Annotated in this window: 24 protein-coding genes; 6 read left to right on the top strand and 18 right to left on the bottom strand. The window is 53.7% G+C overall.

Annotated elements, in window-relative coordinates:
* Positions 1-150 precede the first annotated feature (150 nt).
* The 3 genes from KDB76_RS14545 to KDB76_RS14535 all read left to right on the top strand — a co-directional run bounded on the left by KDB76_RS14545 (position 151) and on the right by KDB76_RS14535 (position 2,456).
* Entirely contained in the window at positions 151-1,323 is a 1,173-nt protein-coding gene (locus tag KDB76_RS14545) for an ImmA/IrrE family metallo-endopeptidase (RefSeq protein ID WP_158491235.1), read from the top strand.
* 143 nt (positions 1,324-1,466) lie between these two features.
* Complete coding sequence (locus KDB76_RS14540) at positions 1,467-2,096, top strand: hypothetical protein (protein WP_038410302.1); 630 nt, start codon at positions 1,467-1,469, stop codon at positions 2,094-2,096.
* Positions 2,097-2,186: 90 nt separating this feature from the next.
* Positions 2,187-2,456 carry a hypothetical protein gene (locus KDB76_RS14535; protein ID WP_212632274.1) on the top strand — a complete coding sequence of 90 codons (270 nt, stop codon included), beginning with the start codon at positions 2,187-2,189 and terminating at the stop codon, positions 2,454-2,456.
* 560 nt (positions 2,457-3,016) lie between these two features.
* On the opposite strand, the gene KDB76_RS14530 is transcribed toward KDB76_RS14535, so the two are convergent.
* The 11 genes from KDB76_RS14530 to KDB76_RS14480 all read right to left on the bottom strand — a co-directional run bounded on the left by KDB76_RS14530 (position 3,017) and on the right by KDB76_RS14480 (position 13,671).
* A complete protein-coding gene (locus KDB76_RS14530) occupies positions 3,017-3,532 on the bottom strand; it encodes a hypothetical protein (protein WP_038410304.1) in 516 nt (171 codons plus the stop codon).
* 108 nt (positions 3,533-3,640) lie between these two features.
* Positions 3,641-4,900 (bottom strand): hypothetical protein, encoded by a 1,260-nt coding sequence (locus tag KDB76_RS14525; protein WP_144241798.1) that lies wholly within the window; start codon positions 4,898-4,900, stop codon positions 3,641-3,643.
* Positions 4,901-5,080: 180 nt separating this feature from the next.
* Positions 5,081-5,356, bottom strand: a complete 276-nt coding sequence (locus KDB76_RS14520; RefSeq protein WP_144241799.1) for a hypothetical protein — start codon at positions 5,354-5,356, stop codon at positions 5,081-5,083.
* A gap of 172 nt (positions 5,357-5,528) precedes the next feature.
* On the bottom strand, positions 5,529-6,455 hold the full coding sequence (locus KDB76_RS29825) for an IS66 family insertion sequence element accessory protein TnpB (RefSeq protein WP_038410306.1): 927 nt from the start codon (positions 6,453-6,455) through the stop codon (positions 5,529-5,531).
* A complete protein-coding gene (locus KDB76_RS14510; RefSeq protein WP_038410513.1) occupies positions 6,452-6,772 on the bottom strand; it encodes a transposase in 321 nt (106 codons plus the stop codon). The genes KDB76_RS29825 and KDB76_RS14510 overlap by 4 nt, the downstream gene beginning before the upstream one ends.
* Before the next feature lie 643 nt (positions 6,773-7,415).
* Entirely contained in the window at positions 7,416-8,417 is a 1,002-nt protein-coding gene (locus KDB76_RS14505) for a hypothetical protein (protein WP_144241800.1), read from the bottom strand.
* Positions 8,418-8,422: 5 nt separating this feature from the next.
* On the bottom strand, positions 8,423-9,109 hold the full coding sequence (locus KDB76_RS14500; RefSeq protein WP_144241801.1) for a hypothetical protein: 687 nt from the start codon (positions 9,107-9,109) through the stop codon (positions 8,423-8,425).
* Between the two features lie 3 nt (positions 9,110-9,112).
* The gene (locus KDB76_RS14495) at positions 9,113-10,006 is read right to left on the bottom strand and encodes a TniB family NTP-binding protein (RefSeq protein WP_049870840.1); all 894 of its coding nucleotides are present in this window, start codon (positions 10,004-10,006) and stop codon (positions 9,113-9,115) included.
* Between the two features lie 86 nt (positions 10,007-10,092).
* Entirely contained in the window at positions 10,093-11,949 is a 1,857-nt protein-coding gene (locus KDB76_RS14490) for a Mu transposase C-terminal domain-containing protein (RefSeq protein WP_080708201.1), read from the bottom strand.
* Positions 11,950-12,760: 811 nt separating this feature from the next.
* On the bottom strand, positions 12,761-13,171 hold the full coding sequence (gene arfB, locus KDB76_RS14485) for an alternative ribosome rescue aminoacyl-tRNA hydrolase ArfB (protein ID WP_038410310.1): 411 nt from the start codon (positions 13,169-13,171) through the stop codon (positions 12,761-12,763).
* Between the two features lie 77 nt (positions 13,172-13,248).
* Entirely contained in the window at positions 13,249-13,671 is a 423-nt protein-coding gene (locus KDB76_RS14480) for a hypothetical protein (protein ID WP_024087120.1), read from the bottom strand.
* 216 nt (positions 13,672-13,887) lie between these two features.
* Here KDB76_RS14480 and KDB76_RS14475 point away from each other — a divergent pair, with 216 nt between their 5' ends.
* Positions 13,888-14,814 carry a LysR family transcriptional regulator gene (locus KDB76_RS14475; RefSeq protein WP_023663224.1) on the top strand — a complete coding sequence of 309 codons (927 nt, stop codon included), beginning with the start codon at positions 13,888-13,890 and terminating at the stop codon, positions 14,812-14,814.
* Positions 14,815-14,834: 20 nt separating this feature from the next.
* Here the strand turns inward: KDB76_RS14475 and KDB76_RS14470 are convergent, their stop codons facing one another.
* Positions 14,835-15,296, bottom strand: coding sequence for a Rid family hydrolase (locus tag KDB76_RS14470; RefSeq protein WP_023663225.1), 462 nt, complete (start codon positions 15,294-15,296; stop codon positions 14,835-14,837).
* A gap of 312 nt (positions 15,297-15,608) precedes the next feature.
* Between KDB76_RS14470 and KDB76_RS14465 the strand changes: the two genes are divergently transcribed.
* Both KDB76_RS14465 and tnpC read left to right on the top strand, forming a co-directional pair.
* Complete coding sequence (locus KDB76_RS14465) at positions 15,609-18,626, top strand: Tn3 family transposase (protein WP_026140367.1); 3,018 nt, start codon at positions 15,609-15,611, stop codon at positions 18,624-18,626.
* Positions 18,626-18,988, top strand: coding sequence for a Tn3 family transposase post-transcriptional regulator TnpC (tnpC, locus tag KDB76_RS14460; RefSeq protein ID WP_017849612.1), 363 nt, complete (start codon positions 18,626-18,628; stop codon positions 18,986-18,988). Before KDB76_RS14465 ends, tnpC begins: the two co-directional genes overlap by 1 nt.
* A gap of 293 nt (positions 18,989-19,281) precedes the next feature.
* Here the strand turns inward: tnpC and KDB76_RS14455 are convergent, their stop codons facing one another.
* The 6 genes from KDB76_RS14455 to merC all read right to left on the bottom strand — a co-directional run bounded on the left by KDB76_RS14455 (position 19,282) and on the right by merC (position 22,830).
* A complete protein-coding gene (locus tag KDB76_RS14455; protein ID WP_032805095.1) occupies positions 19,282-19,494 on the bottom strand; it encodes a DUF3330 domain-containing protein in 213 nt (70 codons plus the stop codon).
* A gap of 161 nt (positions 19,495-19,655) precedes the next feature.
* Positions 19,656-19,892, bottom strand: coding sequence for a broad-spectrum mercury transporter MerE (gene merE, locus KDB76_RS14450; protein WP_017849613.1), 237 nt, complete (start codon positions 19,890-19,892; stop codon positions 19,656-19,658).
* Entirely contained in the window at positions 19,885-20,247 is a 363-nt protein-coding gene (merD, locus tag KDB76_RS14445) for a mercuric resistance transcriptional repressor MerD (protein WP_017849614.1), read from the bottom strand. The genes merE and merD overlap by 8 nt, the downstream gene beginning before the upstream one ends.
* A complete protein-coding gene (locus KDB76_RS14440; protein WP_017849615.1) occupies positions 20,244-20,663 on the bottom strand; it encodes a hypothetical protein in 420 nt (139 codons plus the stop codon). The genes merD and KDB76_RS14440 overlap by 4 nt, the downstream gene beginning before the upstream one ends.
* 20 nt (positions 20,664-20,683) lie before the next feature.
* Entirely contained in the window at positions 20,684-22,363 is a 1,680-nt protein-coding gene (gene merA / locus KDB76_RS14435) for a mercury(II) reductase (protein WP_031633059.1), read from the bottom strand.
* 32 nt (positions 22,364-22,395) lie between these two features.
* A complete protein-coding gene (gene merC, locus KDB76_RS14430) occupies positions 22,396-22,830 on the bottom strand; it encodes an organomercurial transporter MerC (RefSeq protein ID WP_003131881.1) in 435 nt (144 codons plus the stop codon).
* Positions 22,831-22,832 lie beyond the last annotated feature (2 nt).

Raw genomic sequence — 22,832 nt, 5'->3', positions numbered from 1 at the left:
GCTGCCTGCCTGGAAAGTGTCCGGATGGCCGTGGAATCGGTGTCCGGATGCTCGTGGAATGAGTGTCCGGATCAGCGTGGAATCACTGTCCGGATGTGCGTGGAATGGGTGTCCGAGTCAGCGTGGAATCCGCAGCGAGAGGACTACATCGTGTTTGATATCTCCATCGAGGTGAGACTACCAGGGTTTGATACCCCATCTATGATCATGCTGGTCGAGTGCAAGAACTACAGCAGCACCATACCGATCAATGACGTCGAGGAGTTCAGCTCCAAGATTGGACAGGTAACCGGACATAACGCTAAAGGTATGTTTGTCACCGCGAGCGCATTCCAGGCTAGCGCCCTGAATTTCGCCAGGAACAAAGGCATGGCGGTGATTCGATACCTCGACGAGGGGAATTTCACCTGGGAACTCTCGCGCTCCCTGCTCATGGGTGCTGTAAGCGCATCTGAGCGCAGGAGCACAGAGATCCTTAACGCGCTCATCGACCCCTCGTTCCAGCCTGCAATGTACACCACCTATGCTTCCACGCCTCAGGGATATACGAATACATTGGCAGGTGTTTTCCGAAGCCTGTTTTCTGACCTTGGCAAAGACACCGCGGGCTATCAGCAGCTAATCCAGCGTAAACCTGCAACTAGGCAAAGGGTCACCTTCCTCTCCTTGCAGCAAATCGAGGAAAAGGCAACAGAGGTGCTCCAGCGCGTTGGTTACACCAGTGGTCGCGTCGATCTGGAAAGAATAATTGACCATGAGCGCACGAGCAGTGGGCTGGTGGTGATTTTCAGCGAGCCATCGAGATCTGCACTAGGCGGCATTTCATTCACGCCTCCGGAGATCCAGATCTTCACGGACGACAGGGATGCTCCCCTCGCCCGGTTCACCTTGGCGCACGAGTTAGGCCATTTCTATCTCGGTCACGGTACCTATCTGAAACGGGAGCGGTTGCATGCAAGCGATATGGAACAGCATGATAGCGTCAGGATACCTAGAACCGACGTCGAGCGACTGGAGTGGCAGGCCAATGCCTTTGCTTCGTTCCTGCTGATGCCAACCATGCGTCTACTCGAACGGATCGCGTTACTGACAGTAATCTACAACATCCGCAACCGTGGTCATGGCCTCCTCTACCTCGACCATCAGCCTGTGAATTACCGCAGCTTCCGACTGGTCTCAGACAATCTCAGTCATCACTTCCACGTTTCAAAAACAGCCATTCGTCTTCGCTTGAGCCGTCTTGGGCTATTGGTCGACGCTAGAACATCAAACAGACCACCTCCCGGCCTGCCGCAAATTGCGAGCCAAAGACAGGAGTGGTAGTCTTCGCGCCACGGTACTCGGTAGGTACCTGCAGTCCACACAGGCGAAGCTTTAGCACTATCGTGACAGTTGAAATACCCAACCTGACCCTAATCAGGTTGCCTCGTAGTGGACGCTAGGCCAGCCCTTTGCAGAGCTGAAAAATGCAGATTACCTACAGCCACATCAAGCAAGTCAAACGCCTCGCCAAAGAGCTTAAGCAAGCTTACCCCACGCTTAAGCTAGGTCAGCGCCAAGACATCGCAGCAGTCCAGGTATTGGGCCTCAGAAATTACCACGAAGCAGTTCGCCGGTATGACCACTGGGTCATGCTTCATGTGCACGTCTCACCTGATCCCTACGGTGCGAGCAGGTGCACGGTCTGTGATTTCACTTTTGCAGCTGATCTCAAAGAAGATCGCGATGCTCATCGTGAAGTACATGAGAAGCTGCATGAGGCAGGCGAAGCGCTGGGCTTCCTCCCGGGTAGCTTTCTGCAACGTGAAAAGATGAAATCTGAGGGTAGTAAGCAGGCGCTCTCTGACGATAGTCTGGAAACTCGCATCGAAGGCGTCCTGATGGTGCTGCGCGGATGGTTTGATCGCTCCCTTTCGAACGCGATCTATGGCGAGTACTGGCGCAAGCACCCACCGTTTGAACTGTATGTGCCCATGATCCTGGACACGCTGAGCCCTCTGTATGATGAGCTCAAGCCGGTGTTGAAGGACAGGTATGGGCACCGTCCGGGCGAGATCAGCCCAGGTAAAACCGACTGGTATCCGAAGTCTCGTTAAGCCGCTGAACAGGCCTCACCTCAACGGTGGGGTCTGCCCCGAATCCCTGAACGCATTTGCCCCGTGCCAGCCTTTCAAAAACGCGTAAGCGTGAGGCGCGTCCACCGTAAGCGTTCGGTAATTACTGAATCTTGGCATGATCATCATCAATGGTGGTCGCGTGTTTTCGAGGAGCCAGATCTTCAGCCGTTGAGCCAGCTCTGGGCTGAGTCGTCGGAAGAAGAACTGGCTCAAGCGGAGGTTGAGCTCAAGAAGCTGCAAAAATTGCTACCTCCCCTCTCAAAGGAAGCACGCCATGCGCTTTCTGCACCTGATGCGCTGGCAGCGATAGAAAAGGGATCGAAACTAACGGCTAGCTGACCTTCATCAAGCGCAGCGTTTCAGCATCGTCTTGATGGGGCGCCGTACCCGCCGTTTCCAGACGTCTCTGGCCTTAATCCAGCGGCAGGCATCTATCTCATTGCGTGGGCGGGGCTTACCACCCGTCTTTCGGGCTTCGAACAGGTAGTGGATGACCGTGGCATCGGGGCAACAGTTCAGGTCGTCAGTAGATGCTCGAGCCATGACTGCGGGCATGGCGCTTCCACCGAGAACCCACACCGCCTCAGGTGAACTTCGCTTGGACGAGTGCAATTCAGGCCCACAGGACGTCGGCTTGGCGCTGACGGCATTGGTTGCGCTGATGTTTCTGAAGTTACATCCATGGCTGGTGGTGCTCGGTAGCGGTTCGTTGGAATGACTGCTAAGTATCGCTCTGCGAGTTGCATCGTGGTCGATTTAACATTCGCTTAAGGGGAACAAAGCATACGTCGGCGCCCCACCGCTGACGCCACTTAGCTGCCCTTAGAGTGCCCACTCATTGAGCGCTCTCAGCTAATTAGCTATGACAATGCGACGATTTAGCCGCTGTGCAGGTTGTTTTAGAGCCGTCCGTACCGCTCCAAGACTTTCATCAGCACAAGGTTGGCGTGGGTAAAATTGTCTAACTGCCCACGAATCTGGTACGACCATTTAGTGCCGTGAAAAAGATTGTTTCTGAGCCGCCAGACGATTATCAGGGTGCATAACATGCTATCGAGGGGGTCGTCACTTTGGCCTATGATCACGCGGCGGATCAGCTCAGGGTGATCTGATCCGCGGAGGTTGAGATGATCAAAATGATGAGTCGTTTCACCGCTCAAGGAGTAACGGCTTCTGAAGTAAGCTAGTGCTTCACCATACACGTCAGGATAAATTCTGTTTTCAGACCCCCAGCCATGTACACAATCTGAAATGGTTCTTGCCTGAGCAAAGTTATCCATGACCTGCGCTTCGAAAAGGCTCCAAAGAAAGGAGAAGTCAAAAATGGCCCTGCGATCTTGGTCAGGCAATTTACTGAACCCAGGGGCATTGGCATACAGCCACTCCTCACTTGCACTTTTTTTACTATCAGTCATAATTCATTTGCCTTTAGCGCCCAGGGCGCTGATACAAACTCAATCGTTGGAATTAGGTTTTTTCATGCCACCACCGCATACCGTACCAATCGCGAAGTAGCAAAATATTTAGGTTGTTTTTGGATTAATCTTAGACGGCGCGAAAACGCACCTCTGCCTTTGACTCAAAATAAGCGGGATACGTGTGTATTCCCTGCCGCAGTACGTCTCCCTAAGATAAATAGGCGGCAGTGATGTAGGCGCAGCCTGTGTAACTTCGGAATTATAGGTTGCAAAGCAATATTTTGTAATTGACAGCATGTCATCACGACTATAACCAGCATATTTGGCGGGACACAGCAAAAGAGTATTACCAAATTTGAATAGCGGAAATGCCCGAATCGTGATGGTTTTTTCGCTGTCGTCTAACTCTCGCACCAACCAAAGAGTCGGATCAAGCGTAGCCTTTGGGTATTTCTTGCTAACGATGTATTCTGAAACCTGCGAATCTCGAAGCTTTACTGCTGAAGCAGCGGAATAGGCGACCAAACCGAATAAAGATGGCGATACTAGAAAAAAGCTTATAACTGAAAAAAATGCCGCCAGCAGCGTATTCGAGAGTTTTCGCGCAAGCACTCCGCTTGTTCGATAATAAGTAATGATTGGCACAAACAGGATAAGCATCCAAAATACACAGAGTGCACTAGTCAGTAAGGCGCCATAGCTTGTCGCACTTCCCGGATGAGCCAGGGATATAATTATGGCTGGATAGATTCCTGCAAATACACCAATCACATAAATGAATGACGCCAAGAAAACACGGCGATACACTTTCCCTTGATGCCAGCGTTCAGGCCCAAATCCTCTTAGATACTTATTTCGCTGCCTTTCTGTTAGCGCCACAATGCTGTAAACCCCGACTAATCCTAGCGCCCACACAACCAAGACCGACCATGCAAACTGTTCTTTGTTTAGGTAAAACACCCAAACTGAAAGTATTGCAAAGCCGCACGCGGTCAGTAGTGCGAATTTTGATCCTAGTCTCGCCGCGTCCTTTGTCGGAAGATTAAACAGTGAAACGAAGCTGGCAAAGAAAATTGCAGGTGTAATGATGCAAAGCAAAACCCCTAGGAGAATCAAGGTAGCGCAGAACAGCCAGGCGAATAAAGCCGGACTTATAGAAATAGATGGCATAAATAGATCCACGCGCCCAATCACTGAGAGGTAGACATACAAACCAAATATAGCAGACCCAGATGCGTATAGCGAAATAACAGCCGCTACACTTTTCCAGTATTTCGGCACCTTGCCAAGCATTTCACTAAACAATTTAGCAATTTCAGACGGCGACACTGGACTATCAGGCAACCCAGACAGAGAATGATTCAAGTTTGTATTCCTTTGATGACGCCCTATGCTGGATATCTATTTCAAGCACCTCAAGAGCAATTCGCAATGGTGGCTCATTGCTTTCTAGAGCAGAGCTTAAGTGCATGCAATGAGGTTGTTGCAAACATCCCATAAGGCGACTATCAGTGCCTCGGCCTACGGCGAACCAGGTGAGCAACATTAGAGCTGATTCACAGCTGCCTGCTTGCGCGCCCTTTTGAAGGTGGAGGTACGCACATATCTTCCTAGCAGCCACAGCCCTACAGATAACGCTGCTACGACGAGACAAATGAGCAAATTTCCCAGAACCTCACCCACCTGATAGGGGGTTAAATAGCCTTTAAACGCCATTGCCCCGGATTTTATGGTCGTGATCGCTATGGGGATCCACATAAGGGCGGATGCTGCATAAATCGGCAGTGAGACAGCAAGCCGAAATGCCTTGTTGATGATCATTTTCTTCCTTGCAGGCTTAGTGTGACAGCCCATGATAAAGACTTCCCATTTCAAGTCCAGCATACCTACTGGAAGATCCACTAAACCGCCGAAACCCGTTTCGCCTTGGCAAAAGCATGGGCGTGGTGCCTCCTCTTCCAATGTCGCCGGCGCTAAGGCAGGTGAGCGCAAGTCAAAACCCACCCATAAGGGCGTCGGCGCTGTCGCGCTGTCTCGATGACTGGGACGCACTGATAGCGTCAGAACCGACTAGCGCTCTGCAGGCGCTCGGACGCAAGAACGGTCTCGTCGCAGGATCGGGTTGCAGAAGCAAGAGCGCGACTGCGACCATGAAATAGATCCATCGGCGTGTAGACGGACATATCCCTCGTGCCTCTCTCAAAGATGAGTAGATACGCCCGCCGACCCTGTGGGCCAGTGAGATTGCAATTGGCTGCCGCACAGGCGCCATCCGGCTTAGTCGTGCAAGGCAGGTTGGCCGGACGCAAACAGCTCCAATGCGGTCTCGCTCAATGCGCAGAAACATAGGCTTTGGACAACTGTGAATCATCCCGCGAAACTCAATGATCATCACAGCTGCTACGCCGCGGATGAGCGGTAACGGCAGGCTGGCGAAGTAACCTGAAGGCCCGATGTTCTCCAGCACTACACCACCGATCGCAGACCCAATAATGGCGCCGACTCGACCCACACCGATCGCCCAGCCCGTGGCGGTAGCACACAGTGCCGTCGGGTAAGATGTGATGATCAGGTAGTTCAGCGCCAATTGCTGCCCGGCCAGCCCAAGACCAAAAGCAACCACGATCCCTGTTGCCAACATCACCAGCAGAATGCTGCGCGTATTCAATCTTGGCAGCAAAATAGACAATGGGATTGCACAGGCGATGAACACGGCATTGACGGTCACAGTGCCGTAAGGTGCTGAATCGGCAGCCAGACCTGCCGACTTCAAAACGGTATCCCGGCGATTAGCGAACAGATAAGCGCAGTGCAGCTTCGCCGCACCAAATACCGCGATCACCCGGGCTAATGCGGTCTCGGTACCGGCGCGCATGTCCAGCGGTTCGGTGGCCAGCCAGATCGCATCGATGCAGGTCATTGAGTGAAAACCCTGATAAATTGCGCGCAGCCCTCAGGATTTGAGGCTGGCCATTTCACCGTGATCAGTCCCCCGACGATGGGCAGTTCAATGACCACTGAGGCATCGGCTTGCCGTTGAGGTGCGCCATTTAGCGGGACGAAGGCCGGCAGTGAGGTTGTTGCGGGCTGCTCTCGATAGAGCGGCATCCATTTGCGGATGACGTTGGCATTGATGCCGTGGCTGATGGCGACACTGGACACAGTTGCGCCAGGTTGCAAATATTCCTGAACGACCTGGGCTTTGAACGCTTTGGGATGAGAGCTTCGTTGGCGCATGGAAATACTAGCGATAAGGGTGATCGCGTCCGCATAAAAATACGCGGACACCATCGCCCTTAACGCTTGAGTTCGGAAGGTGAGTTCGCCGGACGCTTACCCTCCACCTGGCGAACTCCAACGTATAGGTGGAGCTTGTCCGCGAATTTTAAGCGCACGCGATCACCCTTAACAGCAGGATTTACATGCGGCTGCAACCTCACTATTCAGAACATGGATTGCCCTCGCAATAGCGTGGGATAGCTCCAACGGAGTCCCCTTGAACAGTCCAGCCCTCATCCCATGCATGCCAACAGGCCATTCATAGAATGTATACAATAAATTATCAATAAAAAAATGTGTGCGACTATAGGACTCAGCCTTAAAATTCTGCCGCCTTAGAAACATAAAGTACTTCGAAAGAAATGAGCAGCCCTTGCCATCAATAATGCAACCAGCCCCACTGTTCACGATTGAAGGGCATCCAACGAGTCGCCTGCTGTTTGGGTTACCAGCCATCAAGTCATACCACAACACCATTCCATCCCCCGAAACCAAGCATCTCAGCCACGTCGGATGCATATGCATTTCCTGACCGAAGCACTCAAATTGTGTCTGCAGATCGACTTGAATAGCATGAACAGCGACAAATCTTGACATGAGTCTACATGCTCCTATGAGCTCGGATTTTAAAACCAGTTACGAATGCATCAACAGCCGCATTGTGCATACTCTGTTGATAGCGATCTAACTGGCTTAACAAACCAGGAATCAACGCACCTACGAAGACACTAGCCAACCGTCCGAGATGTTCAATATCTTCGATTTTCACTTGATGCGGATAAAGTTCATTAATGTGTGAAAGCCAATCGCGCCCACATAATCCTGACTCAGCATCAAGCACCATGCACGTCATGACTGATGCAAGCTGCCTCTGCTGTACATTAGCAACCAACGCACCGTAATGAAGTGATTGGCGTAGGTTACGGCCACTTGGGTAACTCATCCTAGAAGCAATTTTTTGATGAACCAATCCAAATCTCGGATACAGAAGAATCCTCATGAGCAATTGCACAAAACCAAAAGCTTGAAGATCTTTTTGGCGCTCCAGACTCAAGAATAAACGTTGCGCGTGGAGCGCCCTTGGTATGATATCAGCCATCGATTGGTCGTGATAACAGGATGATAACCTGACGATTGAACCATCATGATAAGCCCTGAACATACCCATCGCTCTTTCCAGGGTTGGCACTCGTGACTCAGGAGCATAGCTGAATGCAATTCCATGTTTTTCACATACTGTATGATATGCAACGCCCCACGCTTGCAGGCACGTCGGATAACGAAATAACTGTACATGCTCACACAGGCATTCATAGCAAAATGCACGGCGGTAGAAATATGGAACAATCCATCGTGAAACAGGTAAAAAATTCGGTATGTTTTTCGTACCCAAAGTGTTCAGCTTCTCCATACAGCCCACAAAAAATGAGCTAGAATGGGAATAGTCAGGATCAAAATATTCATTACGACAACAAAGAGAAAAAATATCTTGCACATCATATGCTAGCAATGCGTGATTTTCGTTGAACACCGTCACCCTTTGCACCCAACTAGAAAAGCACTCTAGCGAAATAGCATCATAATATTTAGGATAATGAGTCATAGCCATCACCGTTCAATGCTGAAATTATTGCGCCTGCCTTGGCCGAAGCAAACCTCCAAGAGATACTTTTTTGTCATCCCGATTTCTCCATGAGTCAAAGCAAACAGTTCATTTAACAACCTGTACAACTCTAGCTCTGTTGCACCCAGCCTTGAGTAGTCAAAGTCAAGCGATAACGCCATTTCAATGTAATCCTCTCGCTCAGTGCATCCTCGAAGATGAATAATGTAGGCTGGTGGGACATCAAACTCTCTAAGAGGCTGGCGCCGTGTAACAGTTTCAAAGCTGATGATATTTACAGCCTCCAGATAGAGCCCTGCGTTGGGTACGTCTCCCTTCTTTGAGCCTTGAGCATGTAGGAACTCATGGGCGTCCTCAATTACAATGGTTTGAATCTTACGCAACGAAATCAATCTATTAAGGGCATGACTGGGTAGCAAAGGGCGTCGACCTCGAACTGGCAGACCTAACGCCGCATGCAGAATGTCTAAGAACCCAGCGCTCGGATCCAGGCATTCTGGTTTGATGTGTAGTGAGTTTGGAGCTGTCGCTTCAGCTATGTGCTTAGCACATGTTGACAGCCCTGCACCTGGTTTTCCGGCTACCCGTAGAAATGCAGGTGAATTCACGTTATCATTCAACCAAGATAAAGCCTGCTCACACACTGCAAGCTGATTGCTCCAGAGTTTCACTAATCACTTCCTTTTTCTGGCCTTAGGCTTTGTTTGCGGTTCATTGATCTGATAACCGTACCTTTGTGTAATTCTGCTAATGTCCTGGAACTGTTTTTCATGAATACGCTCAACTCCAGTCGCAATAGCATCCATTGCAAACGCCTTGATGATCTTCACAACGTTATCCATGATGCCGAACGATTTAGCGTGAAGTAGCGCCCGAACCCGCTGATCAGCGATATTTGAAGGAAGCTTCAAGGGCAGGTGTGATTCATAAGCCGCGATGAAATCCGTAAAGTTTTGATCATTCTCCCAAGGCGGCAACAAAAACCGAACAAAGCGCCTGTTGATTTGATCATCATAACCAAGCACATCAGCCGTCCTGAGGTCACCGCATACAATCAGGCACAGTCGACATGGATCGCCTGAAAGGTTCTTCATAAGCGAAAGCGTCGTACCTGTCTGCCCATAAGCCTGAAACAATGCATCATGAAGCTCATCAACGACTAATCCTTTTACATTTTCAGCCTCTATGACCCTCACAACTGAAGCGGTTCTATCTCCCGATTTTACATTAAACCTAACCCCGAACGCCTCGCAAACTGAATGATGTAATCGGTAACGATCAAGGTTCTCGCTGAGGTTTACAAATTTCAATTTGTGTTCCGCGAGAACGTTAAGGTCAATCAAACGCTTAACCACTGCTGACTTACCAGAACCTCCCGTACCAATAATAGAGATACAGGATGCGGTAATCTGGTTTTCCGTCTCGAGAATATAGCCGATACATTCGAAAATATCATCGAAAGCAGGCGTGTTAATCCAAATGTCATGACGGCATATGGTAATCCTTTTTCGATCGGGGAGATCTGCCAGGTGCCGCTTCTGTGGAATAATGTGCTCATACTTCTCCATCAAATAAACCCCTCGAACAATATAAAGCCGGAACAACTTAAGTGTAAGTGCAAGAGCCTTTTTTCAAATGCTCTCGCACCTACAAATCAGAGCAGATAATCAAGCGGATCAATGATTTTCCTTGGGACTAGCACCTCCGGCTGTGGAGCTGGTATGGCGGGTGTCTGCTTTGGTTCAGGAACGGCAGGAATGTGATCGATTTCGGGAGTAGGCTCCATATTAGAATCAATTTGAACCTCGCCATTCCTCAGACCTTTCTCATAATCTGCCGTTTGCTTCACTGCCGCATCAACAATGCGATCTTGTCGTTCCAGCGCATTATCGGCGTATGGATCATCCACCTCTCCCGCTGGCACGGCAGGCACAAACTTGTGCTGCTTATAAGTTTTATCAGCCTTGTATGCCTCATATATTCTCGGCCAACTTCTTCTACTGTAACTACATGGGACTCTTACAAAAACCCCATCAAGGTTAGCCCATATGTAATCCAGGCAATTATGATCAAAACGAATATCGGTGCGAGTTCCGCGATATGCATCTAGATCTCTTGAGTTGTAACGTCGGCCATTGTAGGCAATACCGTACGGGTGAATCCGGCACCTGTATGCTGAAGGCAGGAAGTCTGTTCGGAATTTGTTTACCTCCTCATCTGGCACCACCGGTATACCTTCCTTCGCATAGTGCTCCCAAGCCTGCCTTGGCGTACAACCTAATCCTCTATGTTTTATTCCGTGATACTTGATCACCTCATTTATAAACCAGTCGCACAGCTGAACAAGATCCATCGTTGCGTCTTGCTCGCTAGATAAATATTTTCTTTCACCGGTATTTCTTCCTGTCGCCCCTGGCACAAAGCGTACGTTTGACATAAAGGTTCCGATCACACGCTCAATGGTTCCTCCATACCACTTTTTGTCTTTGGGTCGGTGCACCCAAGAAATACCCCAATGATCTTGACACTTATTCCGCAGTTCAGGGCTCAAAAACTCAAGGGCGTTATCTGTTCTTATGCATTTGAACAGTCCATGAAAAGGATGCTCGCTTGGTTCATACCCCCACCACTTCATCCACTCATCTTTCGGGAGGACTGCCATCACCAACGCATTTTGAACCGTTTGGATATTGGGATGCCTCAAACTGATGTAAAACCCAAGGATCACCCGTGTGGCCATATCGATGATCATTGTTACCCAAGGTCTGCCGAGGATCACCTTTCGATGAATGTGGTGGACGACAAATACGTCCATCTCGGTATGATCCATCTGCACATCAGAAAGAAGGCCTTCCACATGAAACTTCTTCGACATAGTCCCGTGAAGTTCATGCGCACGCTCCTTAGCGTACTTTCTTAGATTGCGCTCCCGAAGAGGCTTGGCTTTAATAAACTTCGTGACTATGTGCTTTGTCGGAGGATCCAGCCCGAGCTTTCTTGCAAAGCGTTGGGCGTACCTACAAACATCTGCATGCGATGCACCTGGGCCGTTCCATCTTCGATCGTACGCCCGCTGTATCACCTCCAATATTTGCGGTGGTGCGCGAACATGACCGGGGACGGGGCCCCTCTTGCCCCTTATGAACTCGGGCGCACTATCACCGACTAATTGATAACTTGTATCATCAGCGCACTCTCCTAAGCTTTGCTCATCGGTATGAACAGATTTGTAAATCGTAAGCAGCTTGTAAAATTGTGCGCGCTTGACGCCAATCCTTTTCATTGCCGCTTCGCGATCTATGTTGTTACACACAAAATCCCTTAGAACCTTCTTTCTTAACTCTGCCTGTTGTAGCTCTTGTTCGCTAGCCGTCTCCTCCTTGAAAGGTATAACGTACTCCGGTTGGTATTCAAGGCCACTAGACACCCAAGGGGTGGGTATCGGTGATTGCTGTGGCTCGATGACTGTTACTTGGTCGCCTACATTTTTCGTACTGGGTGGATCCTTCATCTTACCTCCTTACTATCAGCCTCCTGTTCACTGCCCTCTTTGAATCGACGTTGGTTAGGCTAGCTCAAGATTTCGTCGGCCTGCAAGGGCGCTACTTTTCCAGCTCACTGAGTAGTACGAGTTTAACTTAGAATCCCCTGTACAAACATCCAAGAAGTAATGCGTATATTGATGGACTCGGTTTTTATATAAATTAGTTTGGCTAACGATTTCATCGAAGCATTAATCTCGAACGATCAAGCGCTTACAAATGAAAAAATCCACACTATTATTTATCAATGCCAGGCATTAAATTCATTAAATTTATGCCTTGGCGGAATAACCTCTATTCTAAAATATTATGAAAAAAACCATCGACTGGATGGTGATTCAAGACTCGAACCTTTACAGGGAAGGCCACCAGCCTCATCACCAGGGATTCGTTTCTGACTATCAGACAGTACGTTTAGTGGCCACGTAGCCTTCCAGCAGGCAAAAACAGCCTAGCGCGCAGTGCTTGCTGGTGTTTGAACAATCAGAACCTGTTTCTGCGCGGCGAATACGTCGCGCAGGGACTCTTCGCACAAAGTGAAGGATCTATGGTTACGCCATCCTCACGGATGAACGTTGGTGCTTGGTGGGCGCATCTCGTCGGAGTTGGAGCGGTTCGCTTCAGCTCAGCATGATGCAGGCTATCTCGGGTGACGAATTAATCGGAATAGTTGAAAAGGCATAAAGAGATAATCGGACTCTGGATTCTCAATTCTGATTAATCCGTTACCTCAAGAAAAATCGTACTGACTTCATAGGCTTATGGGAGTCTGATTAATCCTCAACGCTCACAGCCCCGACCCGCCTTGACAGTGCTGCGCCTGGCTTTTCCTTCGAGGCGACGGGTCTTCGAGCCGAGGGTTGGCTTGGTGGGACGGCGTTTCTTCTCGGTCTTGCCGGCATTGATGATCAACTCGGCAAGGCGCGCCAGTGCATCCGCACGGTTCTGCTCCTGTGTGCGGTATTGTTGTGCCTTGATGATCAACACGCCGTCGCCGGTGATGCGATTGTCACGCACCGCCAACAACCGCTCCTTGTAAAACTCGGGTAGCGACGAGGCAGTGATGTCGAAGCGTAGATGCACGGCGCTGGACACCTTGTTGACATTCTGCCCGCCTGCGCCTTGCGCGCGGATGTATGTCAGTTCGATTTCGGCGTCTGGCAGGTGCACATTATTAGAGATGGTCAGCATGGCATGGCCCTTGTGATTCCCCTCCATTATCCAGGGGCCCCAAGCAACCATGCCAGTCATTGATGTACGCAGCACCATCACATCAGGCAATAGAATTCCCTAACCTCTGCCACAATCTCTCCCTTCGCATCATAAAGCCTCGCCTCTGGCGTCATGGCCATGGAGCGGGCCTCGAGCACGTAGCGCTGCCCAGCCTTGAAATGCTCGTAGTCGATGGTCAGGTAGCATTGCCTTACCGTGGTACCTCCCATCAGGCTGATGCCACCGCCACCATTTACTTCGTAGTCGAACCTGACGACCAATTCATGGCTGCCGGGGCTGACCTCAAAGAAGCGCCCATCACGCAGGCGTTGTGTATCCAGGCGTTCGGCCAACAGCACACGGTCATTCGGGAATGGCGTCGAGAGATCGACCCAAGCCATCTGTGGGTTGGCAGTTGGCATCGGCGCTTGGCAACCCGCAAATGCAGCGATCGCCAACAACAGTGTCAACTTGCGCATGAGTAATTCCCCAAAGACTCTCGGCTCAACAGACAGGATAACGCCGACAAGTGTTGAGTGTGCATGAAGGGACGACCGAAGCCCCCTCCTTCGCCTTCATGCTGATACTTGGTTCACGCGACCCCTTCTCGTATGATCGTCGCAATCTGATCTGGAACGGATTTCGTGAAGTCGTTACCTGGAAATGTCTCAATTACCCCGGCTACCCCCAAGGACGTGAAATGGAACGTGGGCGAGGCTGCCAACCAGCTCTCATGGGACGACCTGCGGATCATCAAAACGCTCAGTGAGTGTGGCAATCGCGCTGCCACAGCCAAGAAGCTCGGCATCAACGTGTCCACCGTCTCCCGCAGGGTCTCCCAGGTTGAAAAAACACTTGGCGTAGCCTTGTTCGATCACCGCAAATCAGGCTATTTGCTAACAATCGAGGGCGCGGAATTACGTGCACTCGCCGAGCGCGTGGAGCTGGACATTGTCAGCGTGACGCGGCGTGTCTCACGTGCCGGCCAGGGGCCACTCGGAAAGCTTCGTATCACCACCAGCGACTCACTGCTGCTTTACTTCCTCACCCCCATCATCGCGGACTTCAAGGCCCTCAATGAAGGCATCACGATTGAGGTGCTGGTGGGCAACGAATCACTGAGCCTTGCGCGAGACGAATCGGATATTGCGGTTCGAGCGACCAGGAAACCCGCCGAAAGCCTGGTGGGCCGCAAACTGGCCACAATCGCCTGGGCTCCCTACGGCAGCAGCAACCACACATCGCCTACTCCTCTGTTCACTGAAGGCCAGGCATGGGTTTCCTATTCCGCAGCGCTACGCGGGCTCAAGGCAACGAGCTATGTCGAAAACAGGGTCGCAGCCGAGTGCATCTCGTACCGCACCGATTCGGTTGCGGCGGCAAGTGCTGCAATCGCGGCGGGCCTGGGGGTGGGATTTTTGCCCTGCATGCTGGGTGATATCACGCCAGGGCTTGAACGCGTCGGCCCGGTGGTGCCGGAGCTGCAGGATGAGCTGTGGCTGCTGACGCACCAGGACATCCGCAAATCGTGGCGGGTCAAAGCATTCATGACGTTCTGTGCAGCTGCCGTTGCCAACCAGAAGCCGTTGATCGAGGGCCAACTGGTACTCCCGGTCACATAGAGCGAAACCGGGAGTGCAAGTCACTCAGCGCGTGAGCCAAGTACCGCTTTGCAGGCGATTTCGATCAGCTGTGGGCGCTGGGCAAGCCTCGATACGCCGATGATGTTGCTGGCGCATTGAGGCCGTTCCGTGCCGTAGGCGGCCTTGCGCACCTTGCCGACCACGGCAAAGGCCGCGTCCATGTCCAGCACGTACAGCGTCTCTTCCACGACATCTTCAAGCGTCGCCCCGTATAGCGCGAGCAGCTTGGCAATATTGTCGTAGGCGGCGCGCATCTGATCCCCCATCGAAGAGAAATCACAGGGCCTGCCGTCACGATCCAAGGGTGCCGGCGCGACCAGGTTGCCTTCTTCGTCATGATTGAACTGGCCCGATACGTAGATCTCGTCCCCTACCCGCCGTGCCTGCGGATACCCGTAAGAATTCTCCCACGGAACGCCCCAATAAGCGGTTTGTTTGTTGAGTGGTTGTGAAGCTGCCATCGCTTTCTCCTGGCGTAAACCGGATCAGGTAGACCCGCGTTTGCGTGCGAATACTAGCAACAGGATGAACAAACGAAGGGCGCATTAATGCGCCTTTGAGAGCGCAAAAGTGCGCCACCGCTTCGTTCTGCGATTGGCTATCTTGTTCTCGGACTCAAGCAAGGGGTTATGCCGAGATAAGGCAAAAATTAGGACATTCGTTCTGCAAGATATTGAACTAAAAGGAAATTTATTGAGTTCTTGATTGCTGGTCATCCCCCGCCTGACTAGCCGTCTATGCTGATGTTTTGCCTTACTTGGGGGATGAACTCAATGGCTTCGGTGGAAAGGACAGCCTACCCGCTCTTGCCCAGTCAGTTGCCAGCTAAGGAGCTGCATCGATGCTATTCCCTGTCTGATTCAGAGATCGAATGGGTCAATAACACCGCTAAGAGTCCAGCGCTATCGATTGGGCTGGCAATCCAACTAAAGGTGTTTCAGCAGCTACACTATTTTGTTCCGTTCGAGGAGCTTCCTCAGGAGCTCATCAGTCATGTCCGACAATGCCTTCGCTACGGCGCACGAATAGCTCCGCGCTACAGCAACCCCCGCACCCTTTACCGACACCAAGCGGCGGTTCGGCAGTACCTGCAGGTTACACCCTTCTATAGCAGCGACGGGCTAGCGATCACTGAGGAAATCGCACGTGACTGCGCTGTAGTGCTTGAGCAGCGAGTCGATCTCATTAATGCCATGCTTGATGAGCTGATTCAGCGTGGCTATGAGCTTCCGGCTTATTCGACGCTCAACAACATCGCAGAAACCGCTTTGGCGAGTGCTCAGGAAGTTACCTTCAACCTGATCGTGCTCCGAGCGCCAATCGAGGTGATCTACAAGCTAAAGGAGCTGCTCGACACGGATTTCGGGCGTCGGCAGAGTGACTTCAACGCACTCAAGCAGGCACCCAAGAAGCCTTCCCGCAAGCACCTGGAGGTGTTGATCGACCACCTGGCGTGGTTAGAGAGCTTCGGAGATCTGGATGCCATTCTTGAGGGGGTCGTCGATGCTAAGATCCGCCACTTCGCCACCCAAGCCGCCGCGTCGGACGTCGCCGAGCTGAAGGACTGCTCGCTGCCGAAACGCTACACACTGATGCTGGCCTTGATCTATCGGATGCGGGTGCGAACTCGGGATCACCTGGCCGAGATGTTCATCCGACGGATTTCGACGATCCACAAACGCGCCAAGGAGGAGTTGGAGCAAATCCAGGCGCGGCAACGCCAGAAGCTGGAGCAACTGGCGGCCACCCTGGATGGCGTGGTGCAGATTCTTGTTCAGGAACCGGATGACCAGGAGGCTGGCAGTCTGATCCGGGAATTCCTCTCTCCCGATGGCAACCTGGATCGGTTGCGCGAGACTTGCGCCGAAGTCCAGGCTACGGGCGGTAACAACTACCTGCCGCTGATCTGGAAGCACTTCAAGTCCCATCGCTCGCTGTTGTTCCGTCTGAGCCACCTTCTTCAACTGGAACCCACGACTCAGGATCGCTCACTTATCCAGGCGCTTCAGCTCATCCAGGACAGCGAAAATCTACACCGCGAGTGGATCGACGAGCATGTCGACTTGTCGTTTGCGTCGGAGCGCTGGGTTAAGGTCGTGCGTCGTCCTGCCAGTGAAGGGCCACCTACCAACCGGCGCTATCTGGAAGTCTGCGTGTTCTCTTACCTGGCCAGTGAGCTGCGCTCGGGTGATATGTGCGTGCTGGGGTCGGAATCTTTCGCCGACTACCGTAAGCAGTTGCTGCCCTGGGAAGAATGTTTCCATCGTCTACCGGCCTACTGCGAAAAGGTGGGGCTGCCTGGCACGGCGAAGGAGTTTGTCGCCTCCCTCAAGATTCAGCTGGAGGAAACCGCGCAGCATCTGGATGAAAAATTCCCTTCTTGCCGAGGTGACGTATCGATCAATGAAGCCGGCGAACCGGTGCTACGCCGAGTGATAGCGCGGGACATCCCGCCTTCGGCCATCTCGCTACAGACGGCGCTTATGCAGCGCATGCCGGCCAGGCACGTGCTCGACATCATGGCCAACATTGAGCATTGGATTCAGTTCACTCGGCATTTCGGGCCGATGTCCGGCAACGAGCCAAAGCTCAAAGAACCGGCCGAGCGCTACCTGATGACGATCTTCGCCATGGGCTGCAACCTTGGCCCCAACCAGGCCGCACGGCATCTGGCCGGTAATGTCACGCCGCACATGCTGTCCTATACGAATCGCCGCCATCTCTCGCTTGAGAAGTTAGACAAGGCTAACCGCGAGCTGGTGGAACTCTATCTGCAACTTGACCTGCCCAAGCTCTGGGGCGATGGCAAGGCGGTGGCCGCGGACGGTACGCAGTTCGACTTCTATGACGACAATCTGCTGGCCGGCTACCACTTCCGCTATCGCAAGATGGGGGCCGTGGCGTACCGACACGTGGCCAATAACTACATCGCGGTGTTCCAGCACTTCATCCCGCCTGGTATCTGGGAGGCAATCTATGTGATTGAGGGGTTGCTCAAGGTCGACCTCAGCGTCGAACCCGATACGGTGTACTCTGACACCCAGGGCCAGTCGGCCACGGTGTTCGCCTTCACTCATCTGCTGGGCATCAATCTGATGCCGCGTATCCGCAACTGGCGCGACCTGGTGATGTGCCGGCCAGATCGCGGCGTTTCGTATAAACACATCAACCGTCTGTTCACCGACACCGCCGACTGGCACCTGATCGAAACCCACTGGCAGGATCTGATGCAGGTCGCGTTGTCAATCCAGGCCGGCAAGATTTCCTCACCTATGCTGCTGCGCAAACTTGGCTCCTACAGTCGGCGCAACAAGCTCTATCATGCCGCGCAAGCGCTGGGCAGCGTGATCCGGACGATCTTCCTACTCAACTGGATCGGCAGCCGCGAGTTGCGCCAGGAAGTCACCGCCAACACCAATAAGATCGAGTCCTACAACGGCTTCTCTAAGTGGCTGTCCTTTGGCGGTGACGTGATCGCCGAAAACGATCCGGACGAGCAACAGAAACGCCTGCGCTACAACGACATGGTGGCCTCGTCGGTGATCCTGCAGAACACCGTGGACATGATGCGCATCCTGCAGAAGCTCGCCCGTGATGGCTGGCAGTTCACTGACGACGACGTATCGTTTCTCAGCCCCTACCTAACCAGCAATGTCAAACGTTTTGGGGAGTTCAACCTGAAACTCAAACGCCCACCGGAACCCTGGATCAAGGATTCCATTTTCCAGCAGGCTGCGGGATCAATGCGTGCGAAACAGATGTCTGACAGCAACGTTGAGGTGACGAACTGATGCATATCCCGCCAGCTTCGTTCCGCGTGACACCTTATGGGGACGTCGATACCAAGGTACTCGACTCTCTGCGTGCAAGCTACGACACCGCTCAGTTGCTCAACTTGGTCGACCGGCTGGATGCCTGCCTTGCTGAAATCGGAGGGGTCGGCAGCATTCGAGAAGACTTCCTACGCCTGCATGGCATGGCCATGACGGTACTGGAAGGTTTCCCCCTCACTGTGGCTACCAGTGATGTCGACAGTATTTGGGCGCAGGCGATGGCCCTTCAAGAGGATATTTCTGCTTTATGTTCATGCTTGCAGGCGGGTTCTAAACACGTTGCTCCTTTGGCAGCGCTTGCTCCTGACTATCAGGACTAGACTATTCGTGCAAATGGGCTGCCGGCAGACTGAATACAATGGAGGTGCAGAGTAAAACTGATGCTGCAGGACTGACGAGTAACTCTATAGCATCGCTGTACTGTGGGGTGAATTTGACTCTGGGTAGCCGGTTTTAACGCCCTGTAGGCACGCTGCCATCCTCCCGGGCATCGGCCTAGATAAAACTACTGACGAAGCCTTCGGGCTTACATTAGCCACGAGCGGACTTGCATTAAATCTCAATGGACTCACGCTTTCTAAAAAAAACCAGAGCCACTTTCCAGAGGCAAAGATTAGTCGTCGTGACGGGTACTGACCTCTGGTGTGCAGGGGTGATCAGGCTCGGATGCCGCTCTCTTATCCGCGCGCGATATGAAGCGCTGATAGCATTCAAGGCCACAGAAGTGCACGACGTACTCGGTACCTTCCGGCGTCAGTGCGGCGTCAAGGGAAATTTCCTTGCAACATTCGCAGCAACTGATAGTGGGGGTGTCGTTTGCGTTCATGATGGGGTTTCTCCATCGTCCAAGAAAACCTAGTAACTCTTCCACACCTGCGATCGAACCTGCGCGCAGATCGACCTGCGGCTGGCAGTGCAGCAACAATTCCCAACGCTCCCAAGCCTGCCGCAACTCGGCAGCGGAGACCGCGCCGTGCTCCGAGCGGGTCACGCCCGCTTCCGAAAGGCCCGTAGAGCCGCTCTCAGGAAGAGGACGAAGAGAACCGTCAGCACGAGCGTCGCGAGGCTCCAATGCTCGCTGACGAAGGCCCCGGCCGCAGTCCCCGAGAGCAGTAATGCCAGCACCGGCAGATGGCAGGGGCAAGTGAGCGCGGCGAGCACACCCCACGTGTAGGCGTGCCAGCGGGGCATCTTGATTGATTCGGATTGGTTGGTATTACGCATGGGTGTGACCTTCGATGGCACGATGAGTCAGCCCGGCCAACTCCGTTTTCACTGCGTCTAAAGCTGCCAGCCGGGTCGCGATTTGCCCAAGCAAGCGGTCGATACACCCGATCACATCGGTACTATCGTCTGCATCGAGCGCTCGACAGAGCCGCGCCAATTCGTCGAGCCCGATACCGGACTCAAAGGCGGCACGTACGAAGCACAGCCGCGCCAGGGACCGCTCATCGAAAATGCCGTAACCGCTTTCCGTGCGCCGCGCGGGGTGCAGCAAGCCGCGCAGCATATAATCTCGGACTATATGGACACTGACGCCCGCGTCCTCGGCCAATCTGGATATGGAGTAGGCATTCATCGCCGACACTCCCGACCTTCACCGCAAACTGGGGCGCTCAGATATTTCCTTCCGGCTAGGCGCTCAGGTAGCCAGATGAGCAACGGTGCAGCTCCCAGAGCCAGTAGCAGCCACAACCTGGAGAGATGCTCGCCGTTTTGGTCAAACACATAAGCCAATAGCGCACCAACTGCGAGCAACAGGAAGTGAGGCCCCGTTATGTAGCAGTGAAGGCGGCGACAACGCGTGGCGTTGACCAGGCAGGCGCCGCCCATCACGGCCAGCGCGGCGCCTGCTGCCAGGAACAACGCGGGGCGTCGATTAGACAGAACAATCGCTATCGTCGCCACGACGGCAGGCAGGCCCCAGAAGCTGACCAACTGCCATGTCTTGCGTAGGCTGTCGCACCTACCGAGATCGTCTGCCGTGTTGCTCATGTTTCAACCTCCCTCTCTCATTACCCTGCGCAGCAGGACAATTGTTTGACGTCTTTGTTAAAGGTCTGTGCGGCGAGTTTCAGTCCCTCGACCATCGTCAGGTAGGGGAACAACTGGTCAGCCAATTCCTGCACGGTCATACGGTTGCGGATGGCGAGTACCGCCGTCTGGATCAGTTCTCCTGCTTCCGGGGCCACAGCCTGCACTCCCAGCAGTCGGCCGGAGCCCGCTTCGGCAACCAACTTGATGAAACCCCGCGTGTCGAAGTTGGCCAACGCGCGCGGCACGTTGTCCAGGGTCAAGGTGCGGCTGTCGGTTTCGATCCCGGCGTGCTGCGCTTCGGCTTCGCTGTAGCCGACGGTGGCCACTTGCGGATCGGTGAACACCACGGCCGGCATGACGTCGAGATTGAGCTTGGCCTCGCCGCCGGTCATGTTGATTGCCGCGCGGGTGCCAGCCGCTGCCGCGACGTAGACGAACTGCGGTTGGTCGGTGCAGTCGCCGGCCGCATAGATATCCGCTGCGCTGGTGCGCATGCGCTCGTCGATCTGGATGCCGCCGCGCTCGTCCAGCTGCACGTCGGCCGCTTCCAGGTTCAGGCCCTGGGTATTGGGCGTGCGGCCGGTGGCGACGAGCAGTTGGTCGGCACGTAACTCACCATGGTTGGTGGCCAGTACGAACTCGCCGTTGGCGTGGGACACCTGGCTGGCTTGCGTTTGCTCCAGCACTTCGATGCCCTCCATACGGAAGGCCTCCGTCACCGCCGCGCCGATGGCCGGGTCTTCGTGGAAGAACATCGCACTGCGTGCCAGGATCGTGACCTCGCTACCCAGCCGGGCGAAGGCCTGCGCCAGTTCCACTGCCACTACGGAGGCGCCGATCACGGCGAGCCGCTTAGGGATTGTATCGCTCGCCAGTGCCTGGTCTGAGGTCCAGTACGGCGTGTCTTTCAGTCCTGGAATCGGTGGAACGGCCGCGCTTGCGCCGGTGGCGACCAGGCAGCGGTCGAAGGCTACGATGTGCTCGCCACCCTCGGCCAGTTTCACGCTGAGCGTGTGGCCGTCCTGGAAACGGGCGGTGCCGCGCAGCACGCTGATCGCCGGCGTGCTCTCCAGGATGCTTTCGTACTTGGCGTGGCGCAGTTCGGCGACACGGTCTTGTTGCTGCGCGAGCAGACGTTCGCGTAGGACGGTCGGCGTCATGGCGGAAAGCCCGGCGTCGAACGGGCTCTCGCGGCGCAGATGGGCCACATGCGCGGCACGAATCATGATCTTGGAGGGCACGCAGCCCACGTTGACGCAGGTGCCGCCGATGATGCCGCGCTCGATCAGGGTGACGCGGGCACCGCCTTCCACCGCCTTGAGCGCGGCCGCCATGGCGGCGCCACCACTGCCGATGACCGCGACGTGGAGCTTGTCGCCCTCTTTCCCGGCGTCAGTGCTGCTCAACCAACCCCGTGCCTTATCGAGCAGGCCAGGACGGGCTTGTACCATGGCGTCTTCGAACGCCGCTCGATACCCCAGGGCCTCGACAGCGGCCTGCATCTGCTCACGGCTTGCGCCCTCGTCGACCTTCAGTTCGGCCTTCCCGCTGGCGTAGGAAACATCCGCCCGATGCACGCCCGGAATCTTCTCCAAGGCCTCTTTCACATGCACGACACAGGAGGCGCAGGTCATACCAATGATTTTCAGTTCGGTCATTTCGTTACTCATTAGATCGTCTCTTGTCAGGTTCACTGGTTTGGCGGCGTCGGACAGGCATCCGGCCCACAACGGCGATGAGCGGGCGACACGAGATCCCATATCGACACCCCAAACATGAGGGCCAGGCCGATATAGAGCAGCCAACCGCTCCGCCAGCCATAAGCCCGCATAAAAAATACCGCTGCCAGTACCAGGGTAGGACCGATCAGGCCGAGCGCAGTCCGTCGCCACTGCCGATGATTGAGCCAGCCGAGGGCATTGACGAGCAGAGCCAGTCCAGCAAACAGAGGCAGCAGCGTGGTGATGAACAGGCCTTCCCACTGGCTCAAAAAGCCCAGACCGAACGCGGCCCCCAGACTAGCAAGGGCGGGAAAGCACATGGCGCAGCCTATGGCAGAAATCAGCACGCCGACGGAGCCGGCTTTGTCACCGATCCGCGTGAACAGATTGAGAGGATTTGCCATCG

It is taken from the genome of Pseudomonas sp. JS425, assembly GCF_018223845.1.
Classification (GTDB): Bacteria; Pseudomonadota; Gammaproteobacteria; order Pseudomonadales; family Pseudomonadaceae; genus Aquipseudomonas; species Aquipseudomonas asiatica.
Note: the sequence above shows the minus strand (reverse complement) of the source record. Positions and strands in the feature narration are given on the sequence as shown.